The sequence below is a fragment of the Streptomyces sp. NPDC058221 genome (assembly GCF_042882365.1).
Taxonomy (GTDB): Bacteria; Actinomycetota; Actinomycetes; order Streptomycetales; family Streptomycetaceae; genus Streptomyces.
Window position 1 is genome coordinate 18,505 of the sequence record NZ_JBHVWF010000033.1, and the last position, 25,674, is coordinate 44,178.

The 25,674-nt window shown below is 68.8% G+C and carries 24 protein-coding genes and 1 riboswitch; of the genes, 10 read left to right on the plus strand and 14 right to left on the minus strand.

The genetic code is table 11. The features are described 5' to 3' along the window. The first annotated feature begins 39 nt into the window (after positions 1 to 39). Positions 40 to 678, plus strand: a complete 639-nt coding sequence (gene def, locus ACFVW8_RS13740; protein ID WP_389689408.1) for a peptide deformylase — start codon at positions 40 to 42, stop codon at positions 676 to 678. A gap of 162 nt (positions 679 to 840) precedes the next feature. After that, positions 841 to 1,572: a D-Ala-D-Ala carboxypeptidase family metallohydrolase gene (locus ACFVW8_RS13745; RefSeq protein WP_389689410.1), complete on the plus strand. Its 732-nt coding sequence runs from the start codon at positions 841 to 843 to the stop codon at positions 1,570 to 1,572. Positions 1,573 to 1,617: 45 nt separating this feature from the next. On the opposite strand, the gene ACFVW8_RS13750 is transcribed toward ACFVW8_RS13745, so the two are convergent. Next, positions 1,618 to 3,522: a family 20 glycosylhydrolase gene (locus tag ACFVW8_RS13750; protein ID WP_389689412.1), complete on the minus strand. Its 1,905-nt coding sequence runs from the start codon at positions 3,520 to 3,522 to the stop codon at positions 1,618 to 1,620. A gap of 102 nt (positions 3,523 to 3,624) precedes the next feature. Then, positions 3,625 to 4,599, minus strand: coding sequence for a helix-turn-helix domain-containing protein (locus ACFVW8_RS13755; protein ID WP_389689414.1), 975 nt, complete (start codon positions 4,597 to 4,599; stop codon positions 3,625 to 3,627). 81 nt (positions 4,600 to 4,680) lie between these two features. Here ACFVW8_RS13755 and ACFVW8_RS13760 point away from each other — a divergent pair, with 81 nt between their 5' ends. Further along, positions 4,681 to 4,893 carry a hypothetical protein gene (locus ACFVW8_RS13760; RefSeq protein WP_389689416.1) on the plus strand — a complete coding sequence of 71 codons (213 nt, stop codon included), beginning with the start codon at positions 4,681 to 4,683 and terminating at the stop codon, positions 4,891 to 4,893. Here the strand turns inward: ACFVW8_RS13760 and ACFVW8_RS13765 are convergent. The 6 genes from ACFVW8_RS13765 to ACFVW8_RS13790 form a co-directional block, all read right to left on the minus strand. Beyond that, positions 4,890 to 5,906, minus strand: a complete 1,017-nt coding sequence (locus ACFVW8_RS13765) for a ribonucleotide-diphosphate reductase subunit beta (RefSeq protein WP_389689418.1) — start codon at positions 5,904 to 5,906, stop codon at positions 4,890 to 4,892. The genes ACFVW8_RS13760 and ACFVW8_RS13765 overlap by 4 nt on opposite strands. Then, complete coding sequence (locus ACFVW8_RS13770; RefSeq protein ID WP_389689420.1) at positions 5,906 to 8,302, minus strand: ribonucleoside-diphosphate reductase subunit alpha; 2,397 nt, start codon at positions 8,300 to 8,302, stop codon at positions 5,906 to 5,908. Before ACFVW8_RS13770 ends, ACFVW8_RS13765 begins: the two co-directional genes overlap by 1 nt. A gap of 141 nt (positions 8,303 to 8,443) precedes the next feature. After that, positions 8,444 to 8,581, minus strand: a riboswitch (cobalamin riboswitch). Positions 8,582 to 8,634: 53 nt separating this feature from the next. Beyond that, positions 8,635 to 9,147: a GNAT family N-acetyltransferase gene (locus ACFVW8_RS13775; protein ID WP_389689422.1), complete on the minus strand. Its 513-nt coding sequence runs from the start codon at positions 9,145 to 9,147 to the stop codon at positions 8,635 to 8,637. Between the two features lie 113 nt (positions 9,148 to 9,260). After that, positions 9,261 to 10,889, minus strand: a complete 1,629-nt coding sequence (mctP, locus tag ACFVW8_RS13780) for a monocarboxylate uptake permease MctP (protein ID WP_389689424.1) — start codon at positions 10,887 to 10,889, stop codon at positions 9,261 to 9,263. After that, a complete protein-coding gene (locus ACFVW8_RS13785) occupies positions 10,886 to 11,137 on the minus strand; it encodes a DUF3311 domain-containing protein (protein WP_389689426.1) in 252 nt (83 codons plus the stop codon). The genes mctP and ACFVW8_RS13785 overlap by 4 nt, the downstream gene beginning before the upstream one ends. Before the next feature lie 258 nt (positions 11,138 to 11,395). Further along, positions 11,396 to 12,166, minus strand: coding sequence for a GntR family transcriptional regulator (locus tag ACFVW8_RS13790; RefSeq protein WP_389689484.1), 771 nt, complete (start codon positions 12,164 to 12,166; stop codon positions 11,396 to 11,398). 282 nt (positions 12,167 to 12,448) lie between these two features. Here ACFVW8_RS13790 and ACFVW8_RS13795 point away from each other — a divergent pair, with 282 nt between their 5' ends. The 4 genes from ACFVW8_RS13795 (at position 12,449) to ACFVW8_RS13810 (ending at position 17,196) form a co-directional block, all read left to right on the plus strand. After that, the gene (locus ACFVW8_RS13795) at positions 12,449 to 13,729 is read left to right on the plus strand and encodes an extracellular solute-binding protein (RefSeq protein WP_389689428.1); all 1,281 of its coding nucleotides are present in this window, start codon (positions 12,449 to 12,451) and stop codon (positions 13,727 to 13,729) included. Between the two features lie 101 nt (positions 13,730 to 13,830). Next, positions 13,831 to 14,823, plus strand: coding sequence for a carbohydrate ABC transporter permease (locus ACFVW8_RS13800; protein ID WP_389689430.1), 993 nt, complete (start codon positions 13,831 to 13,833; stop codon positions 14,821 to 14,823). Then, positions 14,820 to 15,650 carry a carbohydrate ABC transporter permease gene (locus ACFVW8_RS13805; protein WP_389689432.1) on the plus strand — a complete coding sequence of 277 codons (831 nt, stop codon included), beginning with the start codon at positions 14,820 to 14,822 and terminating at the stop codon, positions 15,648 to 15,650. Before ACFVW8_RS13800 ends, ACFVW8_RS13805 begins: the two co-directional genes overlap by 4 nt. A gap of 7 nt (positions 15,651 to 15,657) precedes the next feature. Further along, entirely contained in the window at positions 15,658 to 17,196 is a 1,539-nt protein-coding gene (locus tag ACFVW8_RS13810; protein WP_389689434.1) for a glycoside hydrolase family 3 protein, read from the plus strand. 232 nt (positions 17,197 to 17,428) lie between these two features. Here the strand turns inward: ACFVW8_RS13810 and nagB are convergent, their stop codons facing one another. Then, complete coding sequence (gene nagB / locus ACFVW8_RS13815) at positions 17,429 to 18,214, minus strand: glucosamine-6-phosphate deaminase (RefSeq protein ID WP_389689436.1); 786 nt, start codon at positions 18,212 to 18,214, stop codon at positions 17,429 to 17,431. Positions 18,215 to 18,430: 216 nt separating this feature from the next. Between nagB and ACFVW8_RS13820 the strand changes: the two genes are divergently transcribed. Together ACFVW8_RS13820 and ACFVW8_RS13825 are read left to right on the plus strand one after the other, a co-directional pair. Continuing rightward, on the plus strand, positions 18,431 to 19,501 hold the full coding sequence (locus ACFVW8_RS13820) for an SIS domain-containing protein (RefSeq protein WP_389689438.1): 1,071 nt from the start codon (positions 18,431 to 18,433) through the stop codon (positions 19,499 to 19,501). 368 nt (positions 19,502 to 19,869) lie between these two features. Further along, complete coding sequence (locus ACFVW8_RS13825) at positions 19,870 to 21,336, plus strand: sensor histidine kinase (protein ID WP_389689486.1); 1,467 nt, start codon at positions 19,870 to 19,872, stop codon at positions 21,334 to 21,336. A gap of 201 nt (positions 21,337 to 21,537) precedes the next feature. Here the strand turns inward: ACFVW8_RS13825 and ACFVW8_RS13830 are convergent, their stop codons facing one another. Together ACFVW8_RS13830 and ACFVW8_RS13835 are read right to left on the minus strand one after the other, a co-directional pair. Then, on the minus strand, positions 21,538 to 21,795 hold the full coding sequence (locus ACFVW8_RS13830; RefSeq protein ID WP_003953983.1) for a WhiB family transcriptional regulator: 258 nt from the start codon (positions 21,793 to 21,795) through the stop codon (positions 21,538 to 21,540). A 319-nt stretch (positions 21,796 to 22,114) separates the two neighbouring features. Continuing rightward, positions 22,115 to 23,083, minus strand: a complete 969-nt coding sequence (locus ACFVW8_RS13835; protein WP_389689440.1) for a diacylglycerol/lipid kinase family protein — start codon at positions 23,081 to 23,083, stop codon at positions 22,115 to 22,117. A 235-nt stretch (positions 23,084 to 23,318) separates the two neighbouring features. Here ACFVW8_RS13835 and ACFVW8_RS13840 point away from each other — a divergent pair, with 235 nt between their 5' ends. Further along, positions 23,319 to 23,708, plus strand: coding sequence for a hypothetical protein (locus ACFVW8_RS13840; protein ID WP_389689488.1), 390 nt, complete (start codon positions 23,319 to 23,321; stop codon positions 23,706 to 23,708). 74 nt (positions 23,709 to 23,782) lie between these two features. On the opposite strand, the gene ACFVW8_RS13845 is transcribed toward ACFVW8_RS13840, so the two are convergent. From ACFVW8_RS13845 to ACFVW8_RS13855, 3 genes are all read right to left on the minus strand, one after another. Continuing rightward, the gene (locus tag ACFVW8_RS13845) at positions 23,783 to 24,763 is read right to left on the minus strand and encodes an RNA polymerase sigma factor SigF (RefSeq protein WP_389689442.1); all 981 of its coding nucleotides are present in this window, start codon (positions 24,761 to 24,763) and stop codon (positions 23,783 to 23,785) included. Continuing rightward, positions 24,760 to 25,173 (minus strand): anti-sigma regulatory factor, encoded by a 414-nt coding sequence (locus tag ACFVW8_RS13850; RefSeq protein WP_003966375.1) that lies wholly within the window; start codon positions 25,171 to 25,173, stop codon positions 24,760 to 24,762. The genes ACFVW8_RS13845 and ACFVW8_RS13850 overlap by 4 nt, the downstream gene beginning before the upstream one ends. A gap of 232 nt (positions 25,174 to 25,405) precedes the next feature. Beyond that, on the minus strand, positions 25,406 to 25,666 hold the full coding sequence (locus tag ACFVW8_RS13855) for a UBP-type zinc finger domain-containing protein (RefSeq protein WP_389689444.1): 261 nt from the start codon (positions 25,664 to 25,666) through the stop codon (positions 25,406 to 25,408). Positions 25,667 to 25,674: the final 8 nt, after the last annotated feature.

The window sequence follows — 25,674 nt, forward strand, 5'->3', positions numbered from 1 at the left end:
GCGCATCGATTCGGGTTTTGAGGAAGGCGTACGGCGGACATGGCGCAGCAGGAGACGGACGAGCAGATCAGCGTCGACGACGAGGGTTTCCTCGTCGACACCGAGGACTGTGAGGCGCGTGAGGCGGCATACCGCGAGCGCGGCACCTCGCACCCGATCACGGTGGTGGGCAACCCGGTCCTGCACAAGGAGTGCAAGGACGTCACCGCGTTCGACGACAAGCTGGCCACGCTGATCGACGACATGTTCGCCAGCCAGCGGGCGGCGGAGGGTGTGGGCCTGGCGGCCAACCAGATCGGGGTGGACCTCAAGGTCTTCGTCTACGACTGCCCGGACGACGACGGGGTGCGGCACACGGGTGCCATCTGCAACCCGGTGCTCGACGAGCTGGCGCCCGAGGAGCGTGCCCTGGACGACTCCAACGAGGGCTGCCTCTCGGTCCCGACGGCGTACGCCTCGCTGGCCCGCCCGGACTACGCGGTGGTGCGCGGCCAGGATGCGAAGGGCAACCCGGTCAAGGTGCGGGGCAACGGCTACTTCGCCCGCTGCCTCCAGCACGAGACGGACCACCTCTACGGCTACCTGTACATCGACCGCCTCTCCAAGCGTGACCGCAAGGACGCGCTCCGGCAGATGGAGGAGAACACCCCGCGCTACGAGATCGTGCCGAACGACTGAAGCGGCCTGGCACGAAGCCGCGGGGGCCCTGTCCCGGTACGCCGGGGGGGGCCCCCGCGGCGTTTCCTGTCCGTCAACTGGCCTTCTCCTGTGCATAGTTGACGCGCGTCAACTCGTCCGACAGTCTCTCTGTCCACACCTTCGTCGCGGTAGGGAGCCCTCATGCTCGGACGTTCCGCAAGACTCCTGCTCGGCCTTGTCATGACCATGGCTTTCGCGCTGGGCGGGGCCGTGGTCACGGCCGGCACCGCGCAGGCCGACGGCTGCTACACCTGGACCCGCACCCTGTCCTCCGGCGCCACCGGCGCCGATGTCGTCCAGCTCCAGATCAGGGTGGCCGGATACCCCGGATACAACTCCGTACTGGCCGTCGACGGCTCCTACGGGCCGGCCACCACGGCTGCTGTCAAGCGCTTCCAGGCCGCCTACGGACTGGCGGCCGACGGCATCGCCGGTCCCGCCACCCAGGCCAAGCTCTACGCCCTCCAGGACAACGACTGCACACCGGCCCACTTCGCGTACGCCGAGCTCAACCGCTGCAACAGCACCTGGGCGGGTGGTGCCGTCGCGGCGGGCACGGCCAAGGCCAACGCGCTGAGCACCATGTGGAAGCTGGAGGCGCTGCGCCACGCGCTCGGTGACCGCCCCATCACCATCAACAGCGGATTCCGCTCCACGTCCTGCAACAGTGCGGTCGGCGGCGCCTCCAACAGCCGTCATCTGTACGGCGACGCGGCCGACCTGGGCGGCATCGCCTTCTGCACCCTGGCCCAGCAGGCCCGCAACCACGGGTTCAACGGGATCCTCGGCCCGGGTTACCCGGACCACAACGACCACGTCCACGTGAACCAGGGCCCGAGCCACTTCTGGTCGGCGCCCAACTGCGGCATCTGACACGGCTGTGGGGCCCGCCTGTGCCGGCGGGCCCCACAGCCGCGATCAGGCGGACTTCGCCGTCAGGCGCGTCCCGCCCGTCGTCTGGACCGCCGCACCGTCGGCGGAACGCTCCGTCAGCCGGAGCTGCGAGACGGCGTTGCGCAGGACCAGAGCACCGGCCCCGGCGTCCAGCTGCCAGCGCTGGGTCCGGGTGTCCGCCGCGCAGGTCCCGAGCGACAGCTCGGCCCCCACCTCCAGCGGAGCGCCCAGGTACTTCTTCCCGCGCACCGCGTCCAGGCACAGGCCGCTCGCGGCGGACTTCACGGTGTAGTAGCCGTCGGCGGTCGCCGTCAGAGTCCAGGCGGCTGTCGCCCCCCGGGTCAGGGAGACCCCGGAGTCCGCGCCGGGCGCGAGCGCCTTCGCGCCCGCCGTCAGCCGGTAGGTGCCGTCGGCGAGCGGGGTGCGGTCGGTGTTCTGCCAGCCGGGCGCGTGACCGGTCCGACGGGCCAGGGCCTCGAAACCGGCGTACGTGTCACTGGGCTTCGGGCCGCCCCAGGTGGCCTGCGCCAGGAAGCGCAGTGGCATGAAGGTCTTCGCCTCGACCTCGTTCTCGGTCTCGGCCGCCGCACTGTCCGGCCACAGGCTGATCTTCGCGCCGGTCAGGTTCGCCGCCGTGGCGGGCAGCGTCTCGCCCTCGAAGCTCAGCGGCGTCCAGTCGCTCTCGTACAGCTTCTTCGTGTCCATCGTGAAGCCGCCGCGCACCAGGTAGAGCGAGTACGCGGAGTTCATCACCGGGCGGCCCTCGGCCAGCAGTTCGGACGGCTGCTGGATGCTGCTGCCGCCCAGCCAGTGCTCGACGGCGATGTCGCGGTCCAGCGGCACGATGCCGTTGCGGCCGGTCAGCCCGTCGTTCCAGATCCGCAGCGACCGGCCGTCGGCCTTCACGTGCGCGTTGACCTGGTTGATGAAGTCGACAAAGAGATCGTCGGGGGTGGCCGAGGCGCCGAACTTCGCGGTCGCGGCGGTCTGCAGCTGCGGATAGTCCGGATACGAGGAGCCGATCATGTACTCGTCGGCGCCCATGTGCCAGGTGCGGGTGTCCCACACCTTCAGTGCCTCGTCGACCATGGACGTGTAGTACGTCAGAGCCTCGGGCCGCGAGATGTCCAGCCGGGGCGGGGAGGCGACCCCGTCCTTGTCCTTGAGCTGGAGCTCCGGGTGGTTCTCCAGGTAGGTGTCCATGTGGCCGGGGGAGTTGATCTCCGGCACCAGGTCGATGTGGTACTTCTTCGCCATCGCGGCCAGCGTGCGGACCTGCGGCTTGGTGTAGTAGCCCCAGAACGCCGACTTCGGGTCGGTGTCGCTCCTGACCTTCGCCTCGATCCAGAGCTGGTTGAGCTTCTGGGAGGCCATGTCCTTCATCAGCCGCTCGAACCACGGCAGCGAGACGTTGATGTAGCAGGCGCAGACTCCGACACCGCGCTCGCGGTACTTCGGCACGTCGGTGGCCGAACCGCGTGCGGCGCGGCCGTCGTCGTTCAGCAGCTGGAGCACGGTGCGCGAACCGTAGAACACACCGGTGGAGGTCGCGGCGGTGACCGTGAGCCGGTCGCCGACGTCGAGCCGGTAGCCCTCCGCGCCCAACGACCCCTTCAGGGACGGATCCTGGCGCAGCACCACATCGCCCGAGCGGGCCCTGCCCCGGGACACCGCCGCGCCGCCCTTCAGCTCACCGGCGAATCGCTTCGCGTCGGCGGCGGTGCGCTGCTCCCGCACCCCGTCCAGCACGATCCTGGCCCGGTCGGTGAGGGTGAACTCCCCCTCCCCGGCCTGCCACTGCCGCAGCGAGGGCAGCACCTCGGGCGGGGGAGCGGCGGCCGGTCCGTCCACGGCCGCGGCGCTCTGCCAGGGCAGCAGCGTGGCGGCGAGCGCGGCCACCACGGCCCCGATGGTCCTTCGTCTTGCCATCCGGATGTCCATCGTCCGACCCTGGCCCGTCGCCGGGGCCCGGTCCATGGACAGGTGAGCGAAACGGTTGGACGAATGATCGGATGACGGTGCGGTGGGGTATCAGGCGACTTCGGTCAGATCGGACGGCCCCCGGAAGGTCCTGCGGTACGCGTTCGGCGTGGTGCCCAACGAGCGCACGAACTGGTGCCGCAGCGCTGCGGCGTTCCCGAAGCCGGACAGTCCTGCGATCGTGTCCATCGTTTCATCCGATGTCTCCAGGAGGTGCTGCGCCAGCAGCACCCGCTGGCGCAGCAGCCAGCGGTACGGCGTGGTGCCCGTCTCCTGCTGGAAGCGCCGGGCGAAGGTGCGCGGCGACATGTGCGCCTGGGCGGCGAGCTGTTCGACGGTCATCTCCTGGTCCAGATGCCGCTCCATCCAGACGAGGGTGTCGCCGACCGTGTCGCAGCGGTCGCGGGGCAGCGGCCGCTGGATGTACTGCGCCTGGCCGCCGTCGCGGTGCGGGGGCACCACCATGCGGCGGGCGATGGTGTTGGCGGCGGCGGGTCCGTAGGCCTGGCGGACCAGGTGCAGACAGGCGTCGATGCCCGCGGCCGTGCCCGCCGACGTGATGACGGAACCCTCGTCCACGTACAGCACGTCGGGCTCGACGACGGCCTTCGGGAAGCGGCGGGCCAGTGCGTCGGAGTGGCGCCAGTGGGTGGTGCAGCGGCGGCCGTCCAGCAACCCTGCCGCGCCCAGTACGTACGCCCCCGAGCAGACGCTCAGCACCCGGGCACCGCGGTCCACGGCCCGGCGCAGGGCGTCCAGGACCTCCTCGGGATAGTCCCGGTCCATGAAGTGGCTGCCGGCCGGTACGGCGATGAGATCGGCCTCCTCCAGGCGGTCGAGGCCGTGCGGGGTGCTGATGCTGAAACCGGCGTGGGTCTGCAGCACAGGGCCCTCGGCGGAGACCACGGCGAAGTCGTGCACCGGCAGCCCCTCGTCGCTGCGGTCGAGACCGAACACCTCGCAGAGCACTCCGAGTTCGAAGGGGTGGACCTCGTCGAGCAGCAGGACGGCGACATTTTTCAGCATGCCCCCAGTGTGGCAGTAATTCGACGCTCTATGACAGTCCTGCCACTGCCGGATTCTGCTCGCACGGACGACAGTAGAGGCATGAACACATTCCAGAACGTCCTGGGCATATCCGCTGTTATCGTCCTCGTCCTGCTCCCGGCGCTGATCGGGATCGCCCGCGAGTTCCGCATCGACCGCGAGCTCCGGGAGGCGGAACGCAGCCGGAGCACCGAACCACCGGAAACGGCGGACGCCGCACAGCCGGTGGGGGCCGCACGGCGTCCGTACGTCAGGAGCTGGGCGAGGGTCTAGAAGTCGTCGTCGAAGCCGACCGTGCCCTCGACCGCCACCTGGTAGGCCGAGGGGCGGCGCTCGAAGAAGTTCGTCAGCTCCTGGACGCCCTGGAGCTCCATGAACGAGAACGGGTTCTGGGAGCCGTACAGCTCCGGGAAGCCCAGCCGGGTGAGCCGCTGGTCGGCGACGCACTCCAGGTACTGGCGCATGGACTCGGTGTTCATGCCCGGCAGTCCCTCACCGCACAGATCCCGGCCGAACTGGAGCTCCGCCTCGACGGCCTCCTTGAGCATGTCGGTGACCTGCTCCTGGAGGGCGTCGTCGAAGAGCTCCGGCTCCTCCTTGCGGACGGTGTCCACGACCTCGAACGCGAAGTTCATGTGCATGGTCTCGTCACGGAACACCCAGTTCGTGCCCGTGGCGAGGCCGTGCAGCAGACCGCGCGAGCGGAACCAGTAGACGTAGGCGAACGCGCCGTAGAAGAACAGCCCCTCGATGCACGCCGCGAAGCAGATCAGGTTCAGCAGGAAGCGGCGGCGGTCGGCCTTCGTCTCCAGCCGGTCGATCTTCTCGACCGAGTCCATCCAGCGGAAGCAGAACTGCGCCTTCTCGCGGATCGACGGGATCTCCTCGACCGCGTCGAAGGCGGCCGCCCGGTCGTCCGGGTCGGGCAGATAGGTGTCGAGCAGCGTCAGATAGAACTGGACGTGCACGGCCTCCTCGAAGAGCTGCCGCGACAGGTACAGCCGCGCCTCGGGGGAGTTGATGTGCTTGTACAGCGTCAGCACGAGGTTGTTGGAGACGATCGAGTCACCCGTCGCGAAGAACGCGACGAGCCGGCCGATCATGTGCTGCTCGCCCGGGGACAGCTTGGCGAGATCGGCGACGTCGGAGTGGAGGTCGACCTCCTCCACCGTCCAGGTGTTCTTGATCGCGTCCCGGTAGCGCTCGTAGAAGTCCGGGTAGCGCATGGGCCGCAAGGTCAGTTCGAAGCCCGGGTCGAGCAGGTTCTTGTTGTCGTTGGTGCTCATTACTGACAGGCCTCGCAGGACTCGGGGTTTTCGAGGGAGCAGGCGATCGCGTCCGCGTCGGGCGCCGCGGCCTGCTGCACGGGAATGGGGGTGGCGGCCGCCGCCTGGCCGGACGCGGCACGGGCGATCCGGGTCGCCGGGCGCGAGCGCAGGTAGTACGTCGTCTTCAGCCCCTGCTTCCAGGCGTACGCGTACATCGAGGAGAGCTTGCCGATCGTCGGCGTCTCCAGGAACAGGTTCAGCGACTGGCTCTGGTCGAGGAACGGCGTACGGGCCGCCGCCATGTCGATCAGTCCGCGCTGCGGGATCTCCCACGCCGTGCGGTACAGCGCCCGCACCTCCTCGGGGATCCACGCGAAGCCCTGCACCGAGCCGCTCGCCTCGCGCAGCGCCTCACGGGTCCGCGCGTCCCACACGCCGAGCTTCTTCAGCTCGTCCACGAGGTAGGCGTTCACCTGGAGGAACTCACCGCTGAGCGTCTCGCGCTTGAAGAGGTTGGAGACCTGCGGCTCGATGCACTCGTACACACCCGCGATGGAGGCGATCGTCGCCGTCGGCGCGATGGCCAGGAGCAGCGAGTTGCGCATCCCGCTCTTCGCGACGCGGGCCCGCAGCGCGTCCCAGCGCTCCGGCCAGCTCAGCTCGGTGTCGTAGTGGTCCGGGTGCAGCACACCGCGGGCGGCACGCGTCTCGGACCAGGCGGGGAGCGGACCCGACCGTTCGGCGAGGTCGCAGGACGCCTCGTAGGCGGCGAGCATGATGCGCTCGGAGATCTTCGTCGACAGCGCGCGCGCCTCGGGGGAGTCGAACGGCAGCCGCAGCTGGAAGAAGACGTCCTGGAGGCCCATCGCGCCCAGACCCACCGGCCGCCAGCGGGCGTTGGAGCGCCCGGCCTGCTCGGTCGGGTAGAAGTTGATGTCGACGACCCGGTCGAGGAAGGTCACGGCGGTACGGACGGTGGCGTCCAAACGCTCCCAGTCGATGGTGCCGTCGGCGACGAACGCGCCGAGGTTGACCGAGCCCAGGTTGCAGACGGCCGTCTCGCCGTCGTCGGTGACTTCCAGGATCTCGGTGCACAGGTTCGAGGAGTGCACGACCCGGCCGGGCTCGGCGGTCTGGTTCGCGGTCCGGTTGGAGGCGTCCTTGAACGTCATCCAGCCCTGGCCGGTCTGGGCCAGCGTCCGCATCATCCGGCCGTAGAGCTCACGCGCCGGCATGGTCTTGCGCGCAAGGCCCTTGGCCTCGGCCGCGCGGTAGACGGCGTCGAACTCGTCGCCCCACAGGTCGACCAGCTCGGGCACATCGGCCGGGGAGAACAGCGACCAGGTGCCATCCGCGTCCACGCGGCGCATGAACTCGTCCGGGATCCAGTGCGCCAGGTTCAGGTTGTGCGTGCGCCGCTGGTCCTCGCCCGTGTTGTCGCGCAGCTCAAGGAACTCCTCGATGTCCGCGTGCCACGTCTCCAGGTAGACGGCGGCGGCGCCCTTGCGCCGGCCGCCCTGGTTGACCGCGGCGACGGAGGCGTCGAGCGTCTTCAGGAACGGCACGATGCCGTTGGAGTGCCCGTTGGTGCCGCGGATCAGCGAACCGCGGGCGCGGATACGGGAGTACGAGAGGCCGATGCCGCCCGCGTGCTTGGACAGGCGCGCCACCTGGTGGTAGCGGTCGTAGATCGAGTCGAGCTCGTCCCGTGGTGAGTCCAGCAGGTAGCAGGAGGACATCTGCGGGTGCCGGGTACCGGAGTTGAAGAGCGTGGGGGACGAGGGCAGATAGTCCAGCCGGCTCATCAGCCGGTACAGCGCGGCGACCTCGTCCAGGGCGCGCTCGGATGTGTCCTCGGCGAGTCCGGCGGCGACGCGCAGCATGAAGTGCTGCGGGGTCTCGATGACCTGGCGGGTGATCGGGTGCCGCAGGAGGTAGCGGCTGTACAGGGTGCGCAGGCCGAAGTAGCCGAAGCGGTCGTCGGCGCCGTCGGCGAGCGCCTGCCCCACCAGGGCGTCGAGCGCGGCGGCGTGGAGCGTCACGAACTCGGCGGTGCGGTCCGCGATCAGGCCCTCGCGGTGTCCGACGGCGACCGAGGCTTCGATCGACGTCGCGCCCTGGCCGGCCGCCTCGTCCGCGATGGAGCGGGTGAGGAGGCGGGCGGCGAGCCGGGAGTAGGCGGGGTCCTCGGAGATCAGGCCCGCGGCGGCCTCGGTGGCCAGCGAGCGCAGCTCGGCCTCGTCCGACCGGGCGTTGCGGCCGCGGAGCGCGGCGGCGGCGACGCGTCCGGGGTCGGTGTCGGGCAGATCCGCTGTGAGGTCGGTGAGGGTCCGCAGCAGTGCGGTTCCCGGTCCGTCGCTCGTGGATCCCGTTGATTCGGCCGCTGAAACCGGATCGGCTGGCGCGATGGTCACGTGGTGCTCTCCCTCGCTCGGCTCGGGGCCGGCGGGGGAACGGGGGCAGCCGGGCGGAGCCGGGCCCCGGTCCTGGCGGCACTCCGTACGGCGTCCACCGGCCCATCCACGAGGCCCGGACGTCTGGGCATCCGGATCGGTCGAGCCGGATGTGCTGTCGGCAGGTCCTCGGACTCAGGGGTGCCCAAAAGCACACCGAACACACCGTTGCGGGACAGTTCCGGATTCGCACCGGATTTCCCTGCGGCGACAGCGAGCACGAGCATACATGTGGGGGCAGCCGGATACGGCAGCCCCCACATGTTGTGTCGCGCGGGATATTTGGTGTGACGCTATGACGTCGCCGGAAGCGCCAGGCGATACGTCAGCAGCTTGAGGTCGTCGAGCGGATTCCAGTCCCTCTCGGGCGTCCGTACGAAGCCGAGGCGCCCGTAGATCCTATGGGCGCCGCGCATCGCCGGCTGCGTCGACAGGACGATCCCGGTGACCCCCGCGGTGCCCCGTGCGCGGTCGATGCAGGCCCGTACGAGCGCCTCACCGGCCCCGGCTCCCCGGGCCTCGCGGGAGACCGCGAGCATCCGGAACTCGGCCTCGTCCGGCGCCGCGATATCGGCCCACCGGTTCCCCGGCGGGGCGTAGGTGACTCCGCCCAGGATGCGGCCCCGCGCGTCGGCGGCGACGAGCACCTCGGCCTCGGCGGCCCGCCGGGCGACGTCGCGCAGGTGCACCAGGTACGGATCGTCGGCACCGAAGTCCAGCAGCCCGTCCCCGAGATAGGCCTCGGCGGTGATCTCGCCGAGGAGGGCGTGTTCGGCGGGCTCGACCGGCCGGATCGTCATGTCCATGGGCGGAAGTCTGCCGCACCCCCGGGCCGTGCCCGCAAGTGTTTTCCGCCGGGCACACGGACGGGCCGCCGTACCCCCTGCGTGTGGGGGTGCGACGGCCCGTACCGGCGTTGTCAGTGACCGCCCGGCGCCCCGGCCGTGGCCGGCGGGAGCTCCGTCTGCACGCCCGGGTCGCCCTCGTCCGCGGTGTAGTCGCCCGGAGAGGTCTCGTCGACCCCGGCGGGGGCCTTCAGAGCGTTCAGGACGAAGGTGAGGACGACGGTGACCACGATGTTCAGCACGAACGCCGTGAGGCCGATGTAGCCGATCTCCCCGAGGCCCGGGATCTCCTTGGAGGACCCGCCGAAGTGCGCCTGGGTCGGGCTGGCGACGCCGTAGGCGGCGGCCGTCCCGTAGACCATGCCGACCGCCCAGCCGGCGAGCAGCGCCCAGCGGTGGAACCACCGGGTGAACAGGCCGCCGACCAGGGCCGGCATCGTCTGGAGGATCCAGATCCCGCCCAGCAGCTGGAAGTTGATCGCGACTGTCTTGTCCATGGTGAGGACGAAGGCGAGTGCGCCGACCTTCACCAGCAGCGACACGAGCTTGGAGACCTTGGTCTCCTGCGCGGGTGTCGCGTCGGGCTTCAGGAAGTCCTTGTAGATGTTCCGGGTGAACAGGTTCGCCGCGGCGATCGACATGATCGCCGCGGGCACCAGGGCGCCGATGCCGATGGCGGCGAACGCCACGCCCGCGAACCAGTCGGGGAACATGTTCTCGAAGAGCTGCGGGATCGCCAGCTGGCCGTTGTCCACCTTGACCCCGGCGGCGATCGCCATGAAGCCGAGCAGTGCGAGCAGCCCCAGCATCAGCGAGTACAGCGGCAGGATCGTGGTGTTGCGGCGGATCACGTTGCGGCTGCGGCTGGACAGCGTCGCCGTGATCGAGTGCGGATACATGAAGAGCGCGAGCGCCGAACCCAGTGCCAGGGTGGCGTAACCCCACTGACCCTCCGCGCCGGGCGCGAGCGCACCGGTCGGCTTGCCGCCCGGCGGGCCGTTGAACTTGTCCTGCGCGGCGGCGAAGATGTCGTCGAAGCCGCCGAGCTTGATCGGGATGTAGATGATCGCCACGGCGATGACCAGGTAGATCAGCCCGTCCTTGACGAACGCGATCAGCGCGGGCGCGCGCAGGCCCGAGGAGTAGGTGTACGCGGCGAGCACCGCGAACGCGATCAGCAGCGGCAGGTCCTTGACGAACCAGCTGGTGTTCTCGCCGCCGCCGACGCCCATCACGTCCAGCACCGCCTGGATGCCTACGAGTTGGAGCGCGATGTACGGCATGGTGGCGAGGATGCCGGTGACGGCGACCGCCAGCGAGAGCCCCTTCGAGCCGAACCGGCCGCGGACGAAGTCCGAGGTGGTGACGTAGCCGTGCTTGTGCGAGACCGACCACAGCCGCGGCAGGAAGGTGAAGATCATCGGGTACACCAGGATGGTGTAGGGCACCGCGAAGAAACCTGCCGCGCCCGCCGCGTAGATCGCCGCGGGTACGGCGACGAAGGTGTACGCGGTGTAGAGGTCGCCGCCGAGCAGGAACCAGGTGACCCAGGTGCCGAACGACCGTCCGCCCAGGCCCCATTCGTCCAGGCTTGCCTCGTTCTCGGCCTTGCGCCAGCGGGCGGCCATGAAGCCGACGACCGTGACGGCCAGGAAGAAGAAGATGAAGACGCCGAGTGCGACGCCGTTCACGCCGTCCTTCATGCCGACGCACCCCCCTTGCGGGAGCGCTGGTCACGCTGCCACAGCTTGTACGCGATCATCGTCAGCGCGGTGGAGATGAGCACCCAGAGCATCTGGTACCAGTAGAAGAACGGGATGCCGATGAAGGTCGGATCGACCTTGGCATACGAACTCACCCAGAGCATCGCCACGAACGGCGCGATGAGGCAGAGGGCGATGACCACCCGCACGGGTGTGACCGTCGGTGGTTTTCCTGGGTCTGCTGGCATTGCGGCGACTCCGTCCCCTCGCTGATCACCATGTGTAATGCGCAGGAAATCTAAGCGAGGGTCCCGCCCACCGTCACCCCCTGTCCGCATTGCGGTCCGGCAACGGTCCTCCGGGCGGGCCCGGATGGTCGAAATGCCGTCAAACGTACGAGGCTTGGTCCAGACCAATGATGGTGCGAGGGGGTGCCGTTGCCCGAACAGCCCCCGGGGAAGCGGTTCCTCGGGGGCTGTTCGGAATGCGCGGCGGAGCCGGCTCGTTCAGTCCAGCGGACGCTTCAGACGGGCCACGAACTTGTAGCGGTCGCCGCGGTAGACCGAGCGGACCCACTCGACCGGTTCGCCCTGTTCGTCCAGTGAGTGCCGGGACAGCATCAGCATCGGCAGGCCGACGTCCGTACCGAGCAGTCCGGCCTCGCTCGGAGTGGCGAGGGAGGTCTCGATGGTCTCCTCGGCCTCGGCCAGCCGTACGTCGTACACCTCGGACAGGGCCGTGTAGAGCGAGGTGTACTTCACCAGTGAACGCCGCAGCGCGGGAAAGCGTTTGGCCGAGAGGTGGGTGGTCTCGATCGCCATCGGCTCGCCACTCGCCAGCCGCAGCCGCTCGATGCGCAGGACGCGGCCGCCCGTGGTGATGTCGAGGAGCCCGGCGAGCGTGTCGTCCGCCGTCACATAGCCGATGTCCAGTAGCTGGGACGTCGGTTCCAGCCCCTGGGCGCGCATGTCCTCGGTGTACGAGGTGAGCTGAAGGGCCTGCGAGACCTTCGGCTTGGCGACGAAGGTGCCCTTGCCCTGGATGCGCTCCAGCCGGCCCTCGACGACCAGTTCCTGGAGTGCCTGGCGCACGGTGGTGCGCGAGGTGTCGAACTCGGCGGCCAGGGTCCGTTCCGGGGGGACGGGGGTGCCCGGCGGCATCGTGTCCGTCATGTCGAGGAGATGTCGCTTCAGGCGGTAGTACTTCGGGACGCGCGCGGTGCGCGTACCCGCGCCCGAGCCCGTCTCGTTCTCCGAACTGCCCCCGTCGGCACCCATGGCCCGCCTTCCCGACTGCTGCGTTGCTGCCGTCACCGGCTCCTCCGTCTGTCGCGGCTCACATGGTGGCACGGTCCCGTCACGGGTCGTCGCCCTCCCTCAGGTGTCGGTCCTATAACGGACGCGAGTGCACTTCTTATACACCCTTGACACCCCTAAAGGTCTAGGCCAAGCTCCCGGTACTGGTCTAAACCATTAAAGACCAGGTTCCAGCCCCAGCAGTACTCGTCGACGTTTCTTCGCGCGGTGGGCAGGGGTTGCAGCATCCCTGAGGAGGGTGGCGTGAAGCGCAAGCTCATCGCGGCGATCGGCGTCGCGGGCATGGTGTTCGGCATGGCGGCCTGTGGTTCTGACGACGACGGCGACGGCAAGAAGACCGGAGCCGAGGGTTATGCGGGCCAGACCCTGACGGTCTGGACGATGTCCGGCTCGAACCCTCCCGGTTGGACCAAGACGGTCACCGAGGAGTTCGAGAAGAAGACCAAGGCCAAACTGAAGATCGAAGTCCAGGACTGGAACGGTATTCAGCAGAAGGTCACCACAGCCCTCTCCGAGTCCAACCCGCCGGATGTTCTGGAGATCGGTAACACTCAGACCCCGGCGTACGCCAAGACCGGTGGCCTCGCCGAGCTGGGTGACGTGAAGAAGGAGATCGGCGGCGACTGGGCCGACGCGGTCAACGCCCCCTCCGTCTACGAGGGCAAGCAGTACGCCCTTCCGTGGTACTTCGGCAACCGTGTCGTGATGTACAACAAGAAGGTCTTCAAGGACGCCGGAATCACCGAGACGCCGAAGACCCGCGCGGACCTCTTCAAGGCCTTCGACGCCATCAAGAAGAAGGGTGACGCCGAGCCGATATACCTGCCCGGCCAGAACTGGTACTTCTTCGACGGTCTGCTCGTCGGCAAGGGCGTCGAGCCGGTCAAGAAGGAAGGCGACAAGTACGTCTCCAACCTGGCCGACCCGAAGGTCGCCGAGGCCATGGACGTGTACAAGCAGTACCAGTCCTACTCCAAGGCCCCCAAGGACAAGGACGAGGCCACCCCGCAGCAGGCCGAGGTCTTCGCCAAGGGCAAGACCGGCGCCATCATCGCGATGGGCTACGAGGCCGGCACGGCCATCAAGGCCAACCCGAAGCTGGAGAAGGACATCGGCTTCTTCACCATTCCCGGTGAGACCGCCGAGAAGCCCGAGGGTGTCTTCCTCGGAGGTTCCAACTTCGCTGTTGCCGCCGGCAGCAAGAAGCAGGACCTGGCGAAGGAGTTCCTGCGGATCTCCCTCAGCGAGGCGAACGACGGTGCTCTCGTCAAGGAGGCCGGCTGGACCCCGAAGTCCGACGCCATGCAGAAGTTCGCCGTGGGCCAGCCCGCTGCCGAGGCAGCCGGCCCCGCCGCTGCCAAGGCCGGTGGCACGACGCCGCTGATCCCGGAGTGGGCGCCGGTCGAGAACCCGCCGAACCCCATCAAGACCTACATGACGCTGGTCCTGCAGGGTAAGTCGCCCGCCGACGCCGCCAAGCAGGTCGAGGGCGAGCTCAACAAGCGCCTGAGCCAGCAGCAGTAGTTGTCGCAGTAGCGCGATGCATGCCGGGGCAGCGGACCTTCACCCGCCGCCCCGGCTGTACGCACCGTTCCGGTAGGGCTCTGTTGGAAGTGATGGCGAGCATGGCAGTGCAAACCAATCCGTCGGACGTGGCGAAGTCGGCCGCAGCCCGGGGGCAGGACGGGCAACCACCCGCCAATCAGGGCGGGGGACGCAAGCGGAAGCCGGGCGTGGGGATCGCCCCCTATCTGCTGCTGGTACCCGCACTCGCTGTAACAGCAATTCTCCTCGGCTATCCCCTGGTGAAGAACGGCATGCTGTCGTTCCAGAACCTCAATATGGGACAGCTGATCCAGCATGTCACCGAATGGAACGGGTTCAAGAACTACGAGGAGATCCTCGGCGGTGAGGACTTCTGGCGCGTCACCGTCCGCACCATCGTCTTCACCGGCGTCAACGTCGTACTGATCATGGTGCTCGGCACGCTGACCGGGCTGCTGCTCGCCCGCCTCGGCAAGAAGATGCGGCTGACGCTGATGATGGGCCTGGTGCTCGCATGGGCGATGCCCTTCGTCGCGGCATCCACGGTCTACCAGTGGCTCTTCGCCTCGCGCTACGGAGTGGTGAACTACGTCCTCGACAAGGCCGGCTTCCACTCCATGGCCGACTACAACTGGACGGGCTCGCAGCTCTCCACCTTCTTCGTGATCACGCTGCTGATCGTCTGGGGCTCGGTCCCGTTCGTGGCGATCAACCTCTACGCGGCAACCACGACGATCCCCAAGGAACTGTACGAAGCCGCTTCGCTCGACGGAGCCGGCAGCTGGAAGAGTTTCACCTCGGTGACGTTCCCGTTCATGCGGCCCTTCCTTTTCGCCACGACCTTCCTTGAGGTCATCTGGGTGTTCAAGGCGTTCCCGCAGATCTTCACCATCAACGAGGGCGGCCCCAACCGCCTCACGGAGACGCTGCCGATCTACGCCTTCGTCGAGGGGGTCGGCAACCAGCACTACGGCATGGGCGCCGCCATCTCGCTGCTCACCATCCTGATCCTGCTGGGGCTGACCTCGTTCTACCTCCGCATCGTTCTCAAGCAAGAGGAGGACGAGCTGTGAAGCGCTCACTGTTCGGCCGCATCTGGCCCAACGCAACGGCGATCATCCTCTTCGCCGTACTGGTCTTCCCCGTCTACTGGATGTTCACCACGGCGTTCAAGCCGACGGGCGACATCATCACCGAGAAACCGGTCTGGTTCCCGACCGAGGCCACGTTCGAACACTTCAAGACGGTGTACAACGCACCGCACTTCCTCACCATGGTCGGCAACTCGCTGACCGTCACGCTGCTCGCAGTCGTGTTCTCGCTGATCATCGCGCTCTTCGCCTCGTTCGCGCTCGCGCGGATGCGGTTCAAGGGCCGCAAGAGCATGATCCTGATCTTCATGATCGCGCAGATGGCCCCGTGGGAGGTCATGGTCATCGCGATCTACATGCTGGTCCGCGATGCGGACATGCTCAACAGCCTTGTCCCGCTCACGTTCTTCTACATGGTCATGGTGCTGCCCTTCACCATCCTGACGCTGCGCGGCTACGTTGCCGCCGTGCCCAAGGAGCTGGAGGAGTCCGCCATGGTCGACGGGTGCAGCCGCCCGCAGGCGTTCATCAAGGTGATCCTCCCGCTGCTCGCCCCCGGCCTGATGGCCACCTCGCTCTTCGGTTTCATCACGGCGTGGAACGAATTCCCGCTCGTCCTCATCCTGAACAAGGACCCTGAGGCCAAGACGCTGCCGCTGTGGCTCTCCCAGTTCCAGAGTCAGTTCGGCGACGACTGGGGTGCCACCATGGCGGCGGCCTCGATCTTCGCGATCCCGATCCTGATCCTCTTCGTCTTCCTGCAACGTAAGGCCGTCAGCGGTCTCACCGACGGTGCCGTGAAGGGATAACGCCACCATGACCACCCTCGTATCCACCACGGACACCCTCACCCGCGACGCACTCGCCGTCCTGCAGCCGGGATTCACCGGCACCACCGCCCCGGACTGGCTGCTGCGCCGGGTCGGCGAAGGCCTCTCATCCGTCGGCCTGTTCGGCCGCAACATCGAGACGCCCGAGCAGGTCGCCGCCCTTACCGCCCAGCTCCGCGCCGAACGCGACGACGTGCTCGTCGCGATCGACGAGGAGGGCGGTGACGTCACCCGGCTCGAGGTGCGCCACGGCTCCTCCTTCCCCGGCAACCTGGCGCTCGGCTCCGTCGACGACACCGGCCTGACCCGCGCCGTCGCCCAGGAGCTGGGCCGCCGGCTCGCCGCCTGCGGCGTCAACCTCAATTGGGCGCCGTCCGCGGACGTCAACTCCAATCCGGGCAACCCGGTCATCGGGGTACGGTCCTTCGGCGCCGAACCCGGGCTGGTCGCCCGGCACACCGCCGCCTACGTCGAGGGCCTCCAGGCCGCCGGCGTCGCCGCCTGCACCAAGCACTTCCCGGGGCACGGCGACACCGCGGTCGACTCGCACCACGCGCTGCCCCGCATCGACGTGGACCTGGAAACCCTGCACGCCCGTGAACTGGTGCCTTTCCGGGCGGCGATCGCAGCGGGTTCCAAATCGGTGATGAGCGCGCATATCCTGCTTCCCGCGCTCGACCCGGACCGCCCGGCGACGCTGAGCCCGCAGATCCTCACCGGTCTGCTGCGCGAGGAGCTGGGCTACGACGGCCTGATCGTCACCGACGCCGTGGAGATGCAGGCCATCGCCTCGACGTACGGGATCGAGCGCGGCTCGGTCCTCGCGATCGCGGCGGGCGCCGACGCGCTCTGTGTCGGCGGCGGCCTCGACGACGACAGCACGGTGCTCCGGCTGCGCGACGCGCTGGTCGCGGCGGTCCGTGCCGGTGAACTGCCCGAGGAGCGGCTGGCCGACGCCGCAGCCCGGGTACGGGCCCTTGCGTCCTGGACGCAGCGGGCCAGGGGGGCTGTCCCGGAGCCGGGCGCGGCAGTGCAGGAGGGGACCGCGCCCGGCACCGGGGGCAGCACGGGCATCAGCTCCGACATCGGCCTGGTCGCGGCCCGCCGCGCGGTCGTGGTGACCGGCACGGCCCGGCCGCTCACCGGGCCGGCGTACGTCGCCGCCCTCACCCCGGTCGCGAACATCGCGGTCGGCGCCGAGACCCCCTGGGGCGTCGCGGCCGAACTGGCCCGGCTGGTGCCGGGCACCGGGACCGACACGTACGGCAAGGGGAACGAGGCACTCGCGGCCGATGTGCTGCGGGCCGCGGGGGAGCGGCGCATCGTCGCCGTCGTCCGAGACGCGCACCGCCACCCGTGGATGACCGAGGCCCTGGACGCGCTGCTCGCGGAGCGTCCGGACACGATCGTGGTCGAGATGGGCGTCCCCCAGGCCGAACCTCTGGGCGACTTCCACATCGCCACCCACGGAGCGGCCCGCGTCTGCGGCCTGGCGGCGGCAGAGGCCATGGCACCAGCGATGTAGGCCCGCCCAACCCAACCAGGCCCGTCAGCCACATCAGGCTCGCGCGGCCACATCAGGCTCGCGCGGCCAAAACAAGCCCGTCCGGCGCTTGAGGACAAGACCCGAGCACGGGGGCGCCCGGACACATCAAGCCCTTCCGGCGCTTGAGGACGAAGCGTCCGCGGGACGCACCCGCACGCGAGAGGGCCGGGACACCCCACGGTGCCCCGGCCCTCTCGCGTACCGCCAAGGACTAAATACCCTGCCACTGCGGCTTCGCCGCATACGTGGCGCGGAAGTACTCCGCCAGCTTCAGCTTCGACGCCGCCGCCTCGTCGACCACGATCGTCGCGTGCGGATGCAGCTGCAGCGCCGACGCGGGCACGACCGAGGCCACCGGGCCCTCGACCGTCTGCGCCACCGCATCCGCCTTGCCCTCGCCCGTCGCGAGCAGGATCGGGTGGCGGGACTCCAGGATCGTCCCGATGCCCTGGGTGATCACGTGGTGCGGCACCTGCGCGATGTCGTTGTCGAAGAAGCGCGCGTTGTCGACCCGGGTCTGCTCGGTGAGCGTCTTGATCCGGGTACGGGAGGCGAGCGAGGAGCACGGTTCGTTGAAGCCGATGTGCCCGTCGGTGCCGATGCCCAGCAGCTGGAGGTCGACCCCGCCGGCCTCGGCGAGCGCCCTGTCGTACGCCTCGCAGGCAGCCTGGACGTCCTCGGCGGAGCCGTCCGGGCCCATGAACGAGGCCTCGGAAAGGCCGAGCGGTTCGACGACCTCGCGCAGCACCACGGAGCGGTACGACTCCGGGTGGCCCGCCGGCAGCCCGACGTACTCGTCGAGCTGGCAGATGCGGGCGCGCGAGGCGTCCACGGCGCCGGAGCGGACCCGGTCCGCCAGCGCCTGGTAGATGGGCAGCGGGGTCGAGCCCGTGGCAACGCCGAGGAGGGCGTCGGGCTTGCGGCTCAGCAGGGCGCCGATGGCCCCCGCGATCAGTTCGCCGCCTGCCTTGGCGTCCGGGACGATGACAACTTCCACGCGGGGCCTGCCGATCTGGAGTGACTACATGTGGTATAGACCAATCAAAGTCCTAATCTAGCAGAACTCCCCGCACATGGACCGACCCAGGGGTACATGCGGGCGAACGGTGGGTGACTCCGGCCGCAATCCCGCCGGGCGCGGTCCGCTGGCGGCCCCGAGGTGCCCCGTGTTCGACTTGGCTGATGCATCGGTCCACCCCGGGAGGCACCAGACATGTCCGTCACGTACCCGGCAGGCGAGGGCGAGCTGCCCGGCCGGATCATGTCCGGCGAGATGGCCGAGCAGCCCGCGATGCTCCGCCGCATCCTCGACGAGGGGGCCCCCGCCATCCGTGCGGTGGCGGCCGAGATCGGGGCGAGGAAGCCGCGCTTCGTGCTGCTCACCGCCCGCGGCACATCGGACAACGCCGCGCTCTACGCGAAGTACCTGATCGAGATCACGCTCGGGCTGCCCTGCGGCCTGGCCTCGATGTCGACCACCACCGCGTACGGCGCGAAGCCGGACCTCAAGGACGTCCTGGTCGTCACCGTCAGCCAGTCCGGCGGCTCGCCCGACCTGGTGGCGTCGACCAAGGCCGCACGGGAGGCCGGAGGGGTGACGCTGGCGGTGACCAACAACCCGGACTCGCCGCTCGCCGCGGTCTCCGAGTACCACATCGACATCCTGGCGGGGCCGGAGAAGGCTCTGCCGGCCACCAAGACCTACACCGCATCCCTGCTGTCCCTGTACCTGTTCGTGGAGGGCCTGCGCGGCGGTGACGGCGACCGGGCCGCGATCCTGCCGGAACTCGCCGAGGCGATCCTGGCCCGCAAGGACGAGGTCAAGGCCCTGGCGTCGCGCTACCGCTTTGCCGAGCGCATGGTCATCACCTCGCGCGGCTACGGCTACCCCACGGCCAAGGAAGCCGCCCTGAAGCTGATGGAGACGAGCTACATCCCCGCTCTGTCCTACTCGGGCGCCGACCTGCTGCACGGGCCGCTCGCCATGGTCGACAACATCTCCCCGGTGATCGCCGTGGTCACCGACGGCCGGGGCGGCGAGGCTCTTCAGCCGGTGCTCGACCGGCTGCGCGGACGCGGCGCGGACCTCTTCGTGGTCGGGCCGAAGGCCCAGGTGGAAGCGGCGTCGGCGGGCTTCGTGCTGCCGACGGCCGGAGTCGCGGAGGAGGTCCAGCCGATCCTGGAGATCCTGCCGCTGCAGATGCTCGCCTACGAGGTGACGATCGCCCGGGGCCAGGACCCGGACGCCCCGCGCGCACTCGCGAAGGTCACCGAAACCCGCTGACCGGGCGGCAAGGACGGCCCGGAAACACCCGCGGGCCGCGGCGCCGGGCCGGGACCCTCAGCCCGACCAGCACCGCAGCCCGGAGCAAGACCGCCCGCCGTAGGGGGCGGTCTGCCTGGCCGGCGGTGTGCGGTGCCCCCGGCCGGGGAGAGATACCGGCGCAGTCAGGGCAGAGAGCGCTGGTATCTCGTTCCGCTCTCCTGTGCGGGGAGAGCGGAGGCTCTGTCTTCTGCATTGTGGACTAGACCATTCATCCCTGTCCATCCATGGGGAACGGCAATTTCCGGCCCTTCCCCCTGCACGTACGCCCGGACCTTCCGGTTCGGTACCTGTGCGTATCCACAGGTACGCTCGCACGCGTGCCCTCCATGAACGACCTCGTCCGCCAGCACACAGCCCTGAGTGACACCGACCTCGAGTGGCTCCATCTGCTGGTCTCGGAGTGGCAACTGCTCTCCGACCTCTCCTTCGCCGACCTGGTGCTCTGGGTTCCCACCCGCGACGGCACCCGCTATGTGTCCGTCGCCCAGATGCGGCCCAACACCGGCCCCACCTCCTACCAGGACGACATGGTCGGCCATCTGGTGCCGCGCGGCCGCCGTCCGCTGCTGGACGCGGCACTGGACGAGGGCCGGATCGTGCGCGAGGGCGATCCGGAGTGGCGCGAGGAGGTGCCCGTGCGGGTCGAGTCGATCCCCGTGCGCAGGGAGGGCCGGGTGCTTGGCGTCATCGCCCGCAACACCAATCTCCTCACGGTCCGCACCCCCTCCCGGCTGGAGCTCACCTACCTCCAGTCCGCCTCGGACCTGGCCCAGATGATCGCCGCCGGATCGTTTCCGTTCCCCGGTCAGCAGGTCGACATGGACGCCTCGCCGCGGGTCGGTGACGGACTGGTCCGGCTCGACGCCGACGGTGTCGTCCAGTACGCCAGCCCCAACGGCCTCTCCGCGTACCACCGTCTCGGTCTCGCCTCCGACCTGGTCGGACAGCACCTCGGCGGGATCACCGCCGAACTCGCACCCTCCCGGGGCCCGGTGGACGAGGCGCTGGTCAAACTGGCCAGCGGTTACGCGCCCCGTGAGTTCGAGGTCGAGTGCACGGGCGGAGTGATCCAGCTCCGCGCGATCCCGCTCAAGCCCAAGGGTGTCCGGATCGGCTCCCTGGTCCTGCTCCGCGATGTCACGGAACTGCGCCGCCGCGAGCGTGAGTTGATCACCAAGGACGCGACCATCCGGGAGATCCACCACCGGGTGAAGAACAACCTCCAGACGGTGGCTGCCCTGTTGCGGCTGCAGGCCCGGCGGATGGACTCCGAGCAGGGCCGCGAGGCGCTCAACGAGGCGGTACGGCGCGTCGGTTCGATCGCCATCGTGCATGAGACGCTGTCCCAGAATCTGGACGAGCGGGTGGAGTTCGACGAGATCGCCGACCGGGTCATCGCCATGGTCGCCGAGATCTCGCCGGGCAAGGTCACCTGCCGCCGTACGGGACGCTTCGGCATTCTCGACGCCGAAGTGGCCACCCCGCTGGCGATGGTCCTGACCGAAGTGCTGCAGAACGCACTGGAGCACGCTTTCGGAGTCGCCGAGTCCGGCACGGTCGAGGTCTCCGCGGTGCGGGGCGGTTCGCCCGCCGAGGGACGGCTGCTGATCACCGTTCAGGACGACGGCTGCGGTCTGCCCGAGGGATTCGACCCGCAGCGCGCCGGCAATCTGGGGCTCCAGATCGTACGGACGCTGGTGGAGGGTGAGTTGAGCGGGACGTTCGGCATGGTTCCGGCGCCCGAGCGTGGCACCCAGGTCATCCTCGACATCCCGGTCAGCGCCGATAAGTAGCCCCTCCGCAGGCACCGCGCCGCCGGACGTCCGCACAGCAGGAAGCCCGCACAGCAGAAGGCCCGGACCGTTGGTCACGGTCCGGGCCTTCTGGTCAAGCATGCGCTTCGGGGGTACTGCGCGCTGCGACTCGGGGGAGGGCGGGGTGATGCGTACGCTCTGTACGCGCCGCCTGGCTCAGGTTCGTAGCGGTGGCGTCGGTCAGGCGCTGGCGTTGCGCGCCCGGTTGCGAGCGGCGCGGCGCTTCATTGCGCGGCGCTCGTCCTCGCTGAGGCCACCCCAGACGCCGGAGTCCTGGCCGGACTCGAGCGCCCACTGCAGGCACTGCTCCATGACGGGGCAGCGACGGCAGACGGCCTTGGCTTCCTCGATCTGCAGCAGCGCAGGACCGGTGTTGCCGATGGGGAAGAACAGCTCCGGGTCTTCCTCACGACAAACGGCGTTGTGACGCCAGTCCATGGCTGCTACCTCTCCTTGGTATTACGTACTGTGGCTTGTGAATGTGAACGCTTTCACGAATCCCCCCGCAGGTGTCGGGCCGACGTCCAGATGGACTGGATGTGGTCCTGTGAAGTGAGGAGGGGTTCTGGCTCTCAGTGGAGGCCGTTGTTGCGGGCCGTCCCGATCGCCATGTAGAGATTCGCAAACCTCGGCGACGGATACAACCCCTTCAGGAAAGTTTTTTTTGATTCCTCGGTGTCGGCTAGGTCACAGCCGTACTTCTAGAGGGTGGAAGCCAGTCCAAACGTTCGAGTTAAAGGACTTTGGTCCCTTCCGCTCACACAATCACACGCAGTGCACGGCGTACGCCTGTGAACGTCACACTTGTACGCAGCCCCAGGTGGTCACCGTCCATCTGGAAGGGCAGTGGGGCCTTTGAATGCAAGGTGAAGTCGGTGAGGTCATGCCGTGAAACCGCGTGCTTGCCGCGTGGACCCTTTTCGGGGCTCGAGGTGAGCAGCTGACCGGCGTAGCGGGTGACCGCGGCCGTCGAAAGCCGCTGCAGGCCGAGGACGTCCAGGGCGGTGTCGAACGTGGCCTTCGGGGAGGCGTATATGGGGCGATTCCCCAGGTAGGTCCAGGGTGCCGTATTGCAGATTATGGAGAGCGCGAGGTCGGTGACCGGCTCCTCGCCGGGCACGTCGAGCGTGATCACCCCGTTCCGCCGGTGCGGTTCGTCGAGGAACTGGCGGAGCACCTGGCGGACGTACAGCGCATGGGTCGACCGCTTGCCCTGTTCCCGTCGCTGTTCGACCCGGCCGATGACTCCGGCGTCGAATCCGAGGCCGGCGCAGAAGGTGAACCAGCGTTCCGGGACGGATTCGTCCTCGGTGCCCGGCGTTCCGGCAGCCAGGCCGAGGCCGACGGTGCGCTCCGTCCGGTTGGCCAGCGCGTCCAGGATGGCCCCGGTCGCCTCCACGGCGTCATTGGGCAGGCCGAGGGCGCGGGCGAAGACATTGGTGGAGCCGCCGGGGACCACGGCGAGTTTCGGCAGGTTGTCGATGTCGGGGCCGTTGTGCAGCAGGCCGTTCACGACCTCGTTGACCGTGCCGTCGCCGCCGAGCGCCACCACGAGATCGATGTCGTCGCTGGCCGCGGCCTGACGCGCCAGGTCGCGGCCGTGTCCGCGGTACTCGGTGGTCACGGCCTCCAGCTTCATCTCGCTGGCCAGTGCGTGAATGAGCACGTCACGGGTCCGCGCACTGGTGGTGGTGGCAGCTGGGTTGACCACAAGAAGTGCGCGCATGTCCGCCAGGGTACCTACCGCGGGGTACGGGACTGAAGTCCTGCCCGGTGGCCTTCACGCACAGTGACGACCTGGGTGCGGCGGGGCGGCCGGAACCGGCGCGTTCCCCGGGCACGGCGACCCCGGCTTCACTTTCGCGGGCCGGGGATGCCAATCTGCAAGGGTGAGTACTCAGGAGAACGCGCCCTCGCCGATGCCTCTGGCCGAACCGCCGAAGCCGGCCAGGATCACGCTCGTGGCCGGACTCAACGCCCTCGAAGGTGCGGCCCTCGTCATCGGCGGGATCTACATGCTGGTCATGGGTCTGCTCGGCCGCCCCGACAGCCCGCAACAGGCCGAAATGGGCGGTCTGACACTGGTCGCGCTCGGGCTGATCCCGCTGTTCGCCGCCCGTGGACTGCTGCGGCGACGCAGCTGGAGCCGCGGTCCGGCCCTCATCACCCAGATCATCGCCCTGCCGGTGGCGTGGACGCTGCTGCGGTCCCAGGGCGTGCTGATCCCGGCCGGGATCGTCCTCGCGGCGGTGTCGCTCACCGCGCTGTACCAGCTGGCCAGGCCTACGACGATCGACGCTCTCGGTATCCGTCGGCCGGGCTCGGCGCCCGAAACGGACACCGAAGCCTGACGCGGACGGCCGACGCGTACGCGCGAACCGGGGCGCAGGCGGCCACCGGTCTCCCGGGGCCGCGCGCCGTCCGGCTACTCCTCGACGAGCAGCCGTTCCCGGAGCTGCGCAAGGGTGCGGGCCAGCAGCCGCGAGACATGCATCTGTGAGATGCCGACCTCCTGCGCGATCTGCGACTGGGTCATGTTGCCAAAGAACCGGAGCAGCAGAATCCGCTTCTCCCGGGGTGGCAGATCCTCCAGCAGCGGCTTGAGCGACTCCCGGTACTCGACCCCCTCCAGCGCCTCGTCCTCGGAGCCGAGCGTGTCCGCGACCGCGGGGGACTCGTCGTCCGTGTCCGGCACGTCCAGCGAGAGCGTGCTGTAGGCATTGGCCGATTCCAGGCCCTCCAGGACCTCTTCCTCGGAAATGCCGAGCCGCTCCGCCAGCTCGTGAACCGTGGGCGAGCGGCCGTGCTGCTGGGAGAGCTCAGCGGTCGCCGTGGTCAGCGAGAGCCGCAGCTCCTGGAGACGGCGGGGCACCCGTACCGCCCAGCCCTTGTCCCGGAAGTGGCGCTTGATCTCGCCGACGACGGTGGGCGTCGCGTACGTCGAGAACTCGACACCCCGGTCCGGATCGAACCGGTCGACCGACTTGATCAGGCCGATCGTGGCGACCTGGGTCAGATCGTCCAGCGGCTCGCCCCGGTTGCGGAAGCGGCGGGCCAGGTGCTCCACGAGCGGCAGATGCATCCGCACGAGCCGGTTGCGCAGCTCGGCCTTCTCGGCCGATCCGTCAGGGAGCTTGCCCAGCTCGATGAACAACGCCCGCGCCCCGCTGCGGTCGTGTGGATCGTGGTGCCCGTGCTCGCTCATCTGGCCTGCCCGCTCCGCCTGCGACTGCTCCACCACGACCGTACGGCCAGCGGGCCCGTCCGCCCCGTCCACCGCACGGGGCAGGTCCGCCCCGTCCACCGGATGAGGCAGGGCCTGCTGCTCCGGGATGCCTGCTGCGCGCACCACCCCTGGTCGGATCGTTTCGTCCCGCACAGGACCGTCCCCGTTCCCGTTGCTCACGCCGGCCCGGGTCCCGCGCCGCGCTGTTTGTACAGGCTGATGCTGACCGTCCGGTCGTCGGCGACCGTGGAGTCGACCTTTCCTGCCAGTGCGGAGAGCACCGTCCAGGCGAAGGTGTCGCGCTCCGGGGCCCGACCGTCCGTCGTGGGGGCCGAAACCGTCACCTCGAGAGAGTCGTCGACGAGACGGAAGACGCAGCTGAGGACGGAGCCGGGCACGGCCTGCTGAAGCAGGATCGCGCAGGCCTCGTCGACCGCGATGCGAAGATCCTCGATCTCGTCGAGAGTGAAGTCCAAGCGCGCTGCGAGGCCGGCCGTGGCCGTACGCAGCACCGACAGGTAGGCACCCGCAGCGGGCAGCCGGACCTCTACGAAGTCCTGATTCCCGGGCTCGCCTGCGATCTGGGACACCCTCACCTCCAAGGTGGCACAAACTCATTCGAGGATCCGGGAAGGGTGCCCCGGAGCCATGCGGTACGTCTTCGGTTCTTGGTCCGGCGACGCTATCGCGATCCATGATGCCGTGTCGCCAAGACCTCGTCCCATGACTGTCACTCATGGTAAGCCCATGAGTACACACAGTGGCTAGAGGTCTGCGGCAGTCAATTACGAACAACAGGCGCCGGTTTGACGTACCCAGGCGTCAGACGATCGAACCGTCCTCGAAGCACCAGCGCCAGCTTTCGCCGGGCTCGAAGCTCCGCATCACCGGATGGCCGGTCTCCTTGAAGTGCGTCGTGGCGTGCTGCATGGGTGACGAATCGCAGCAGCCGACATGGCCGCAGACCAGGCAGAGTCGCAGCTGTACGGGATGGGTGCCCGCTGCCCGGCATTCGAGACAGGTCTCGCTGAGGGGTGCGGGTTCGGGGCGCGGCAGATCTGATACGTGCGGGCACTCACTCATGATTGCCA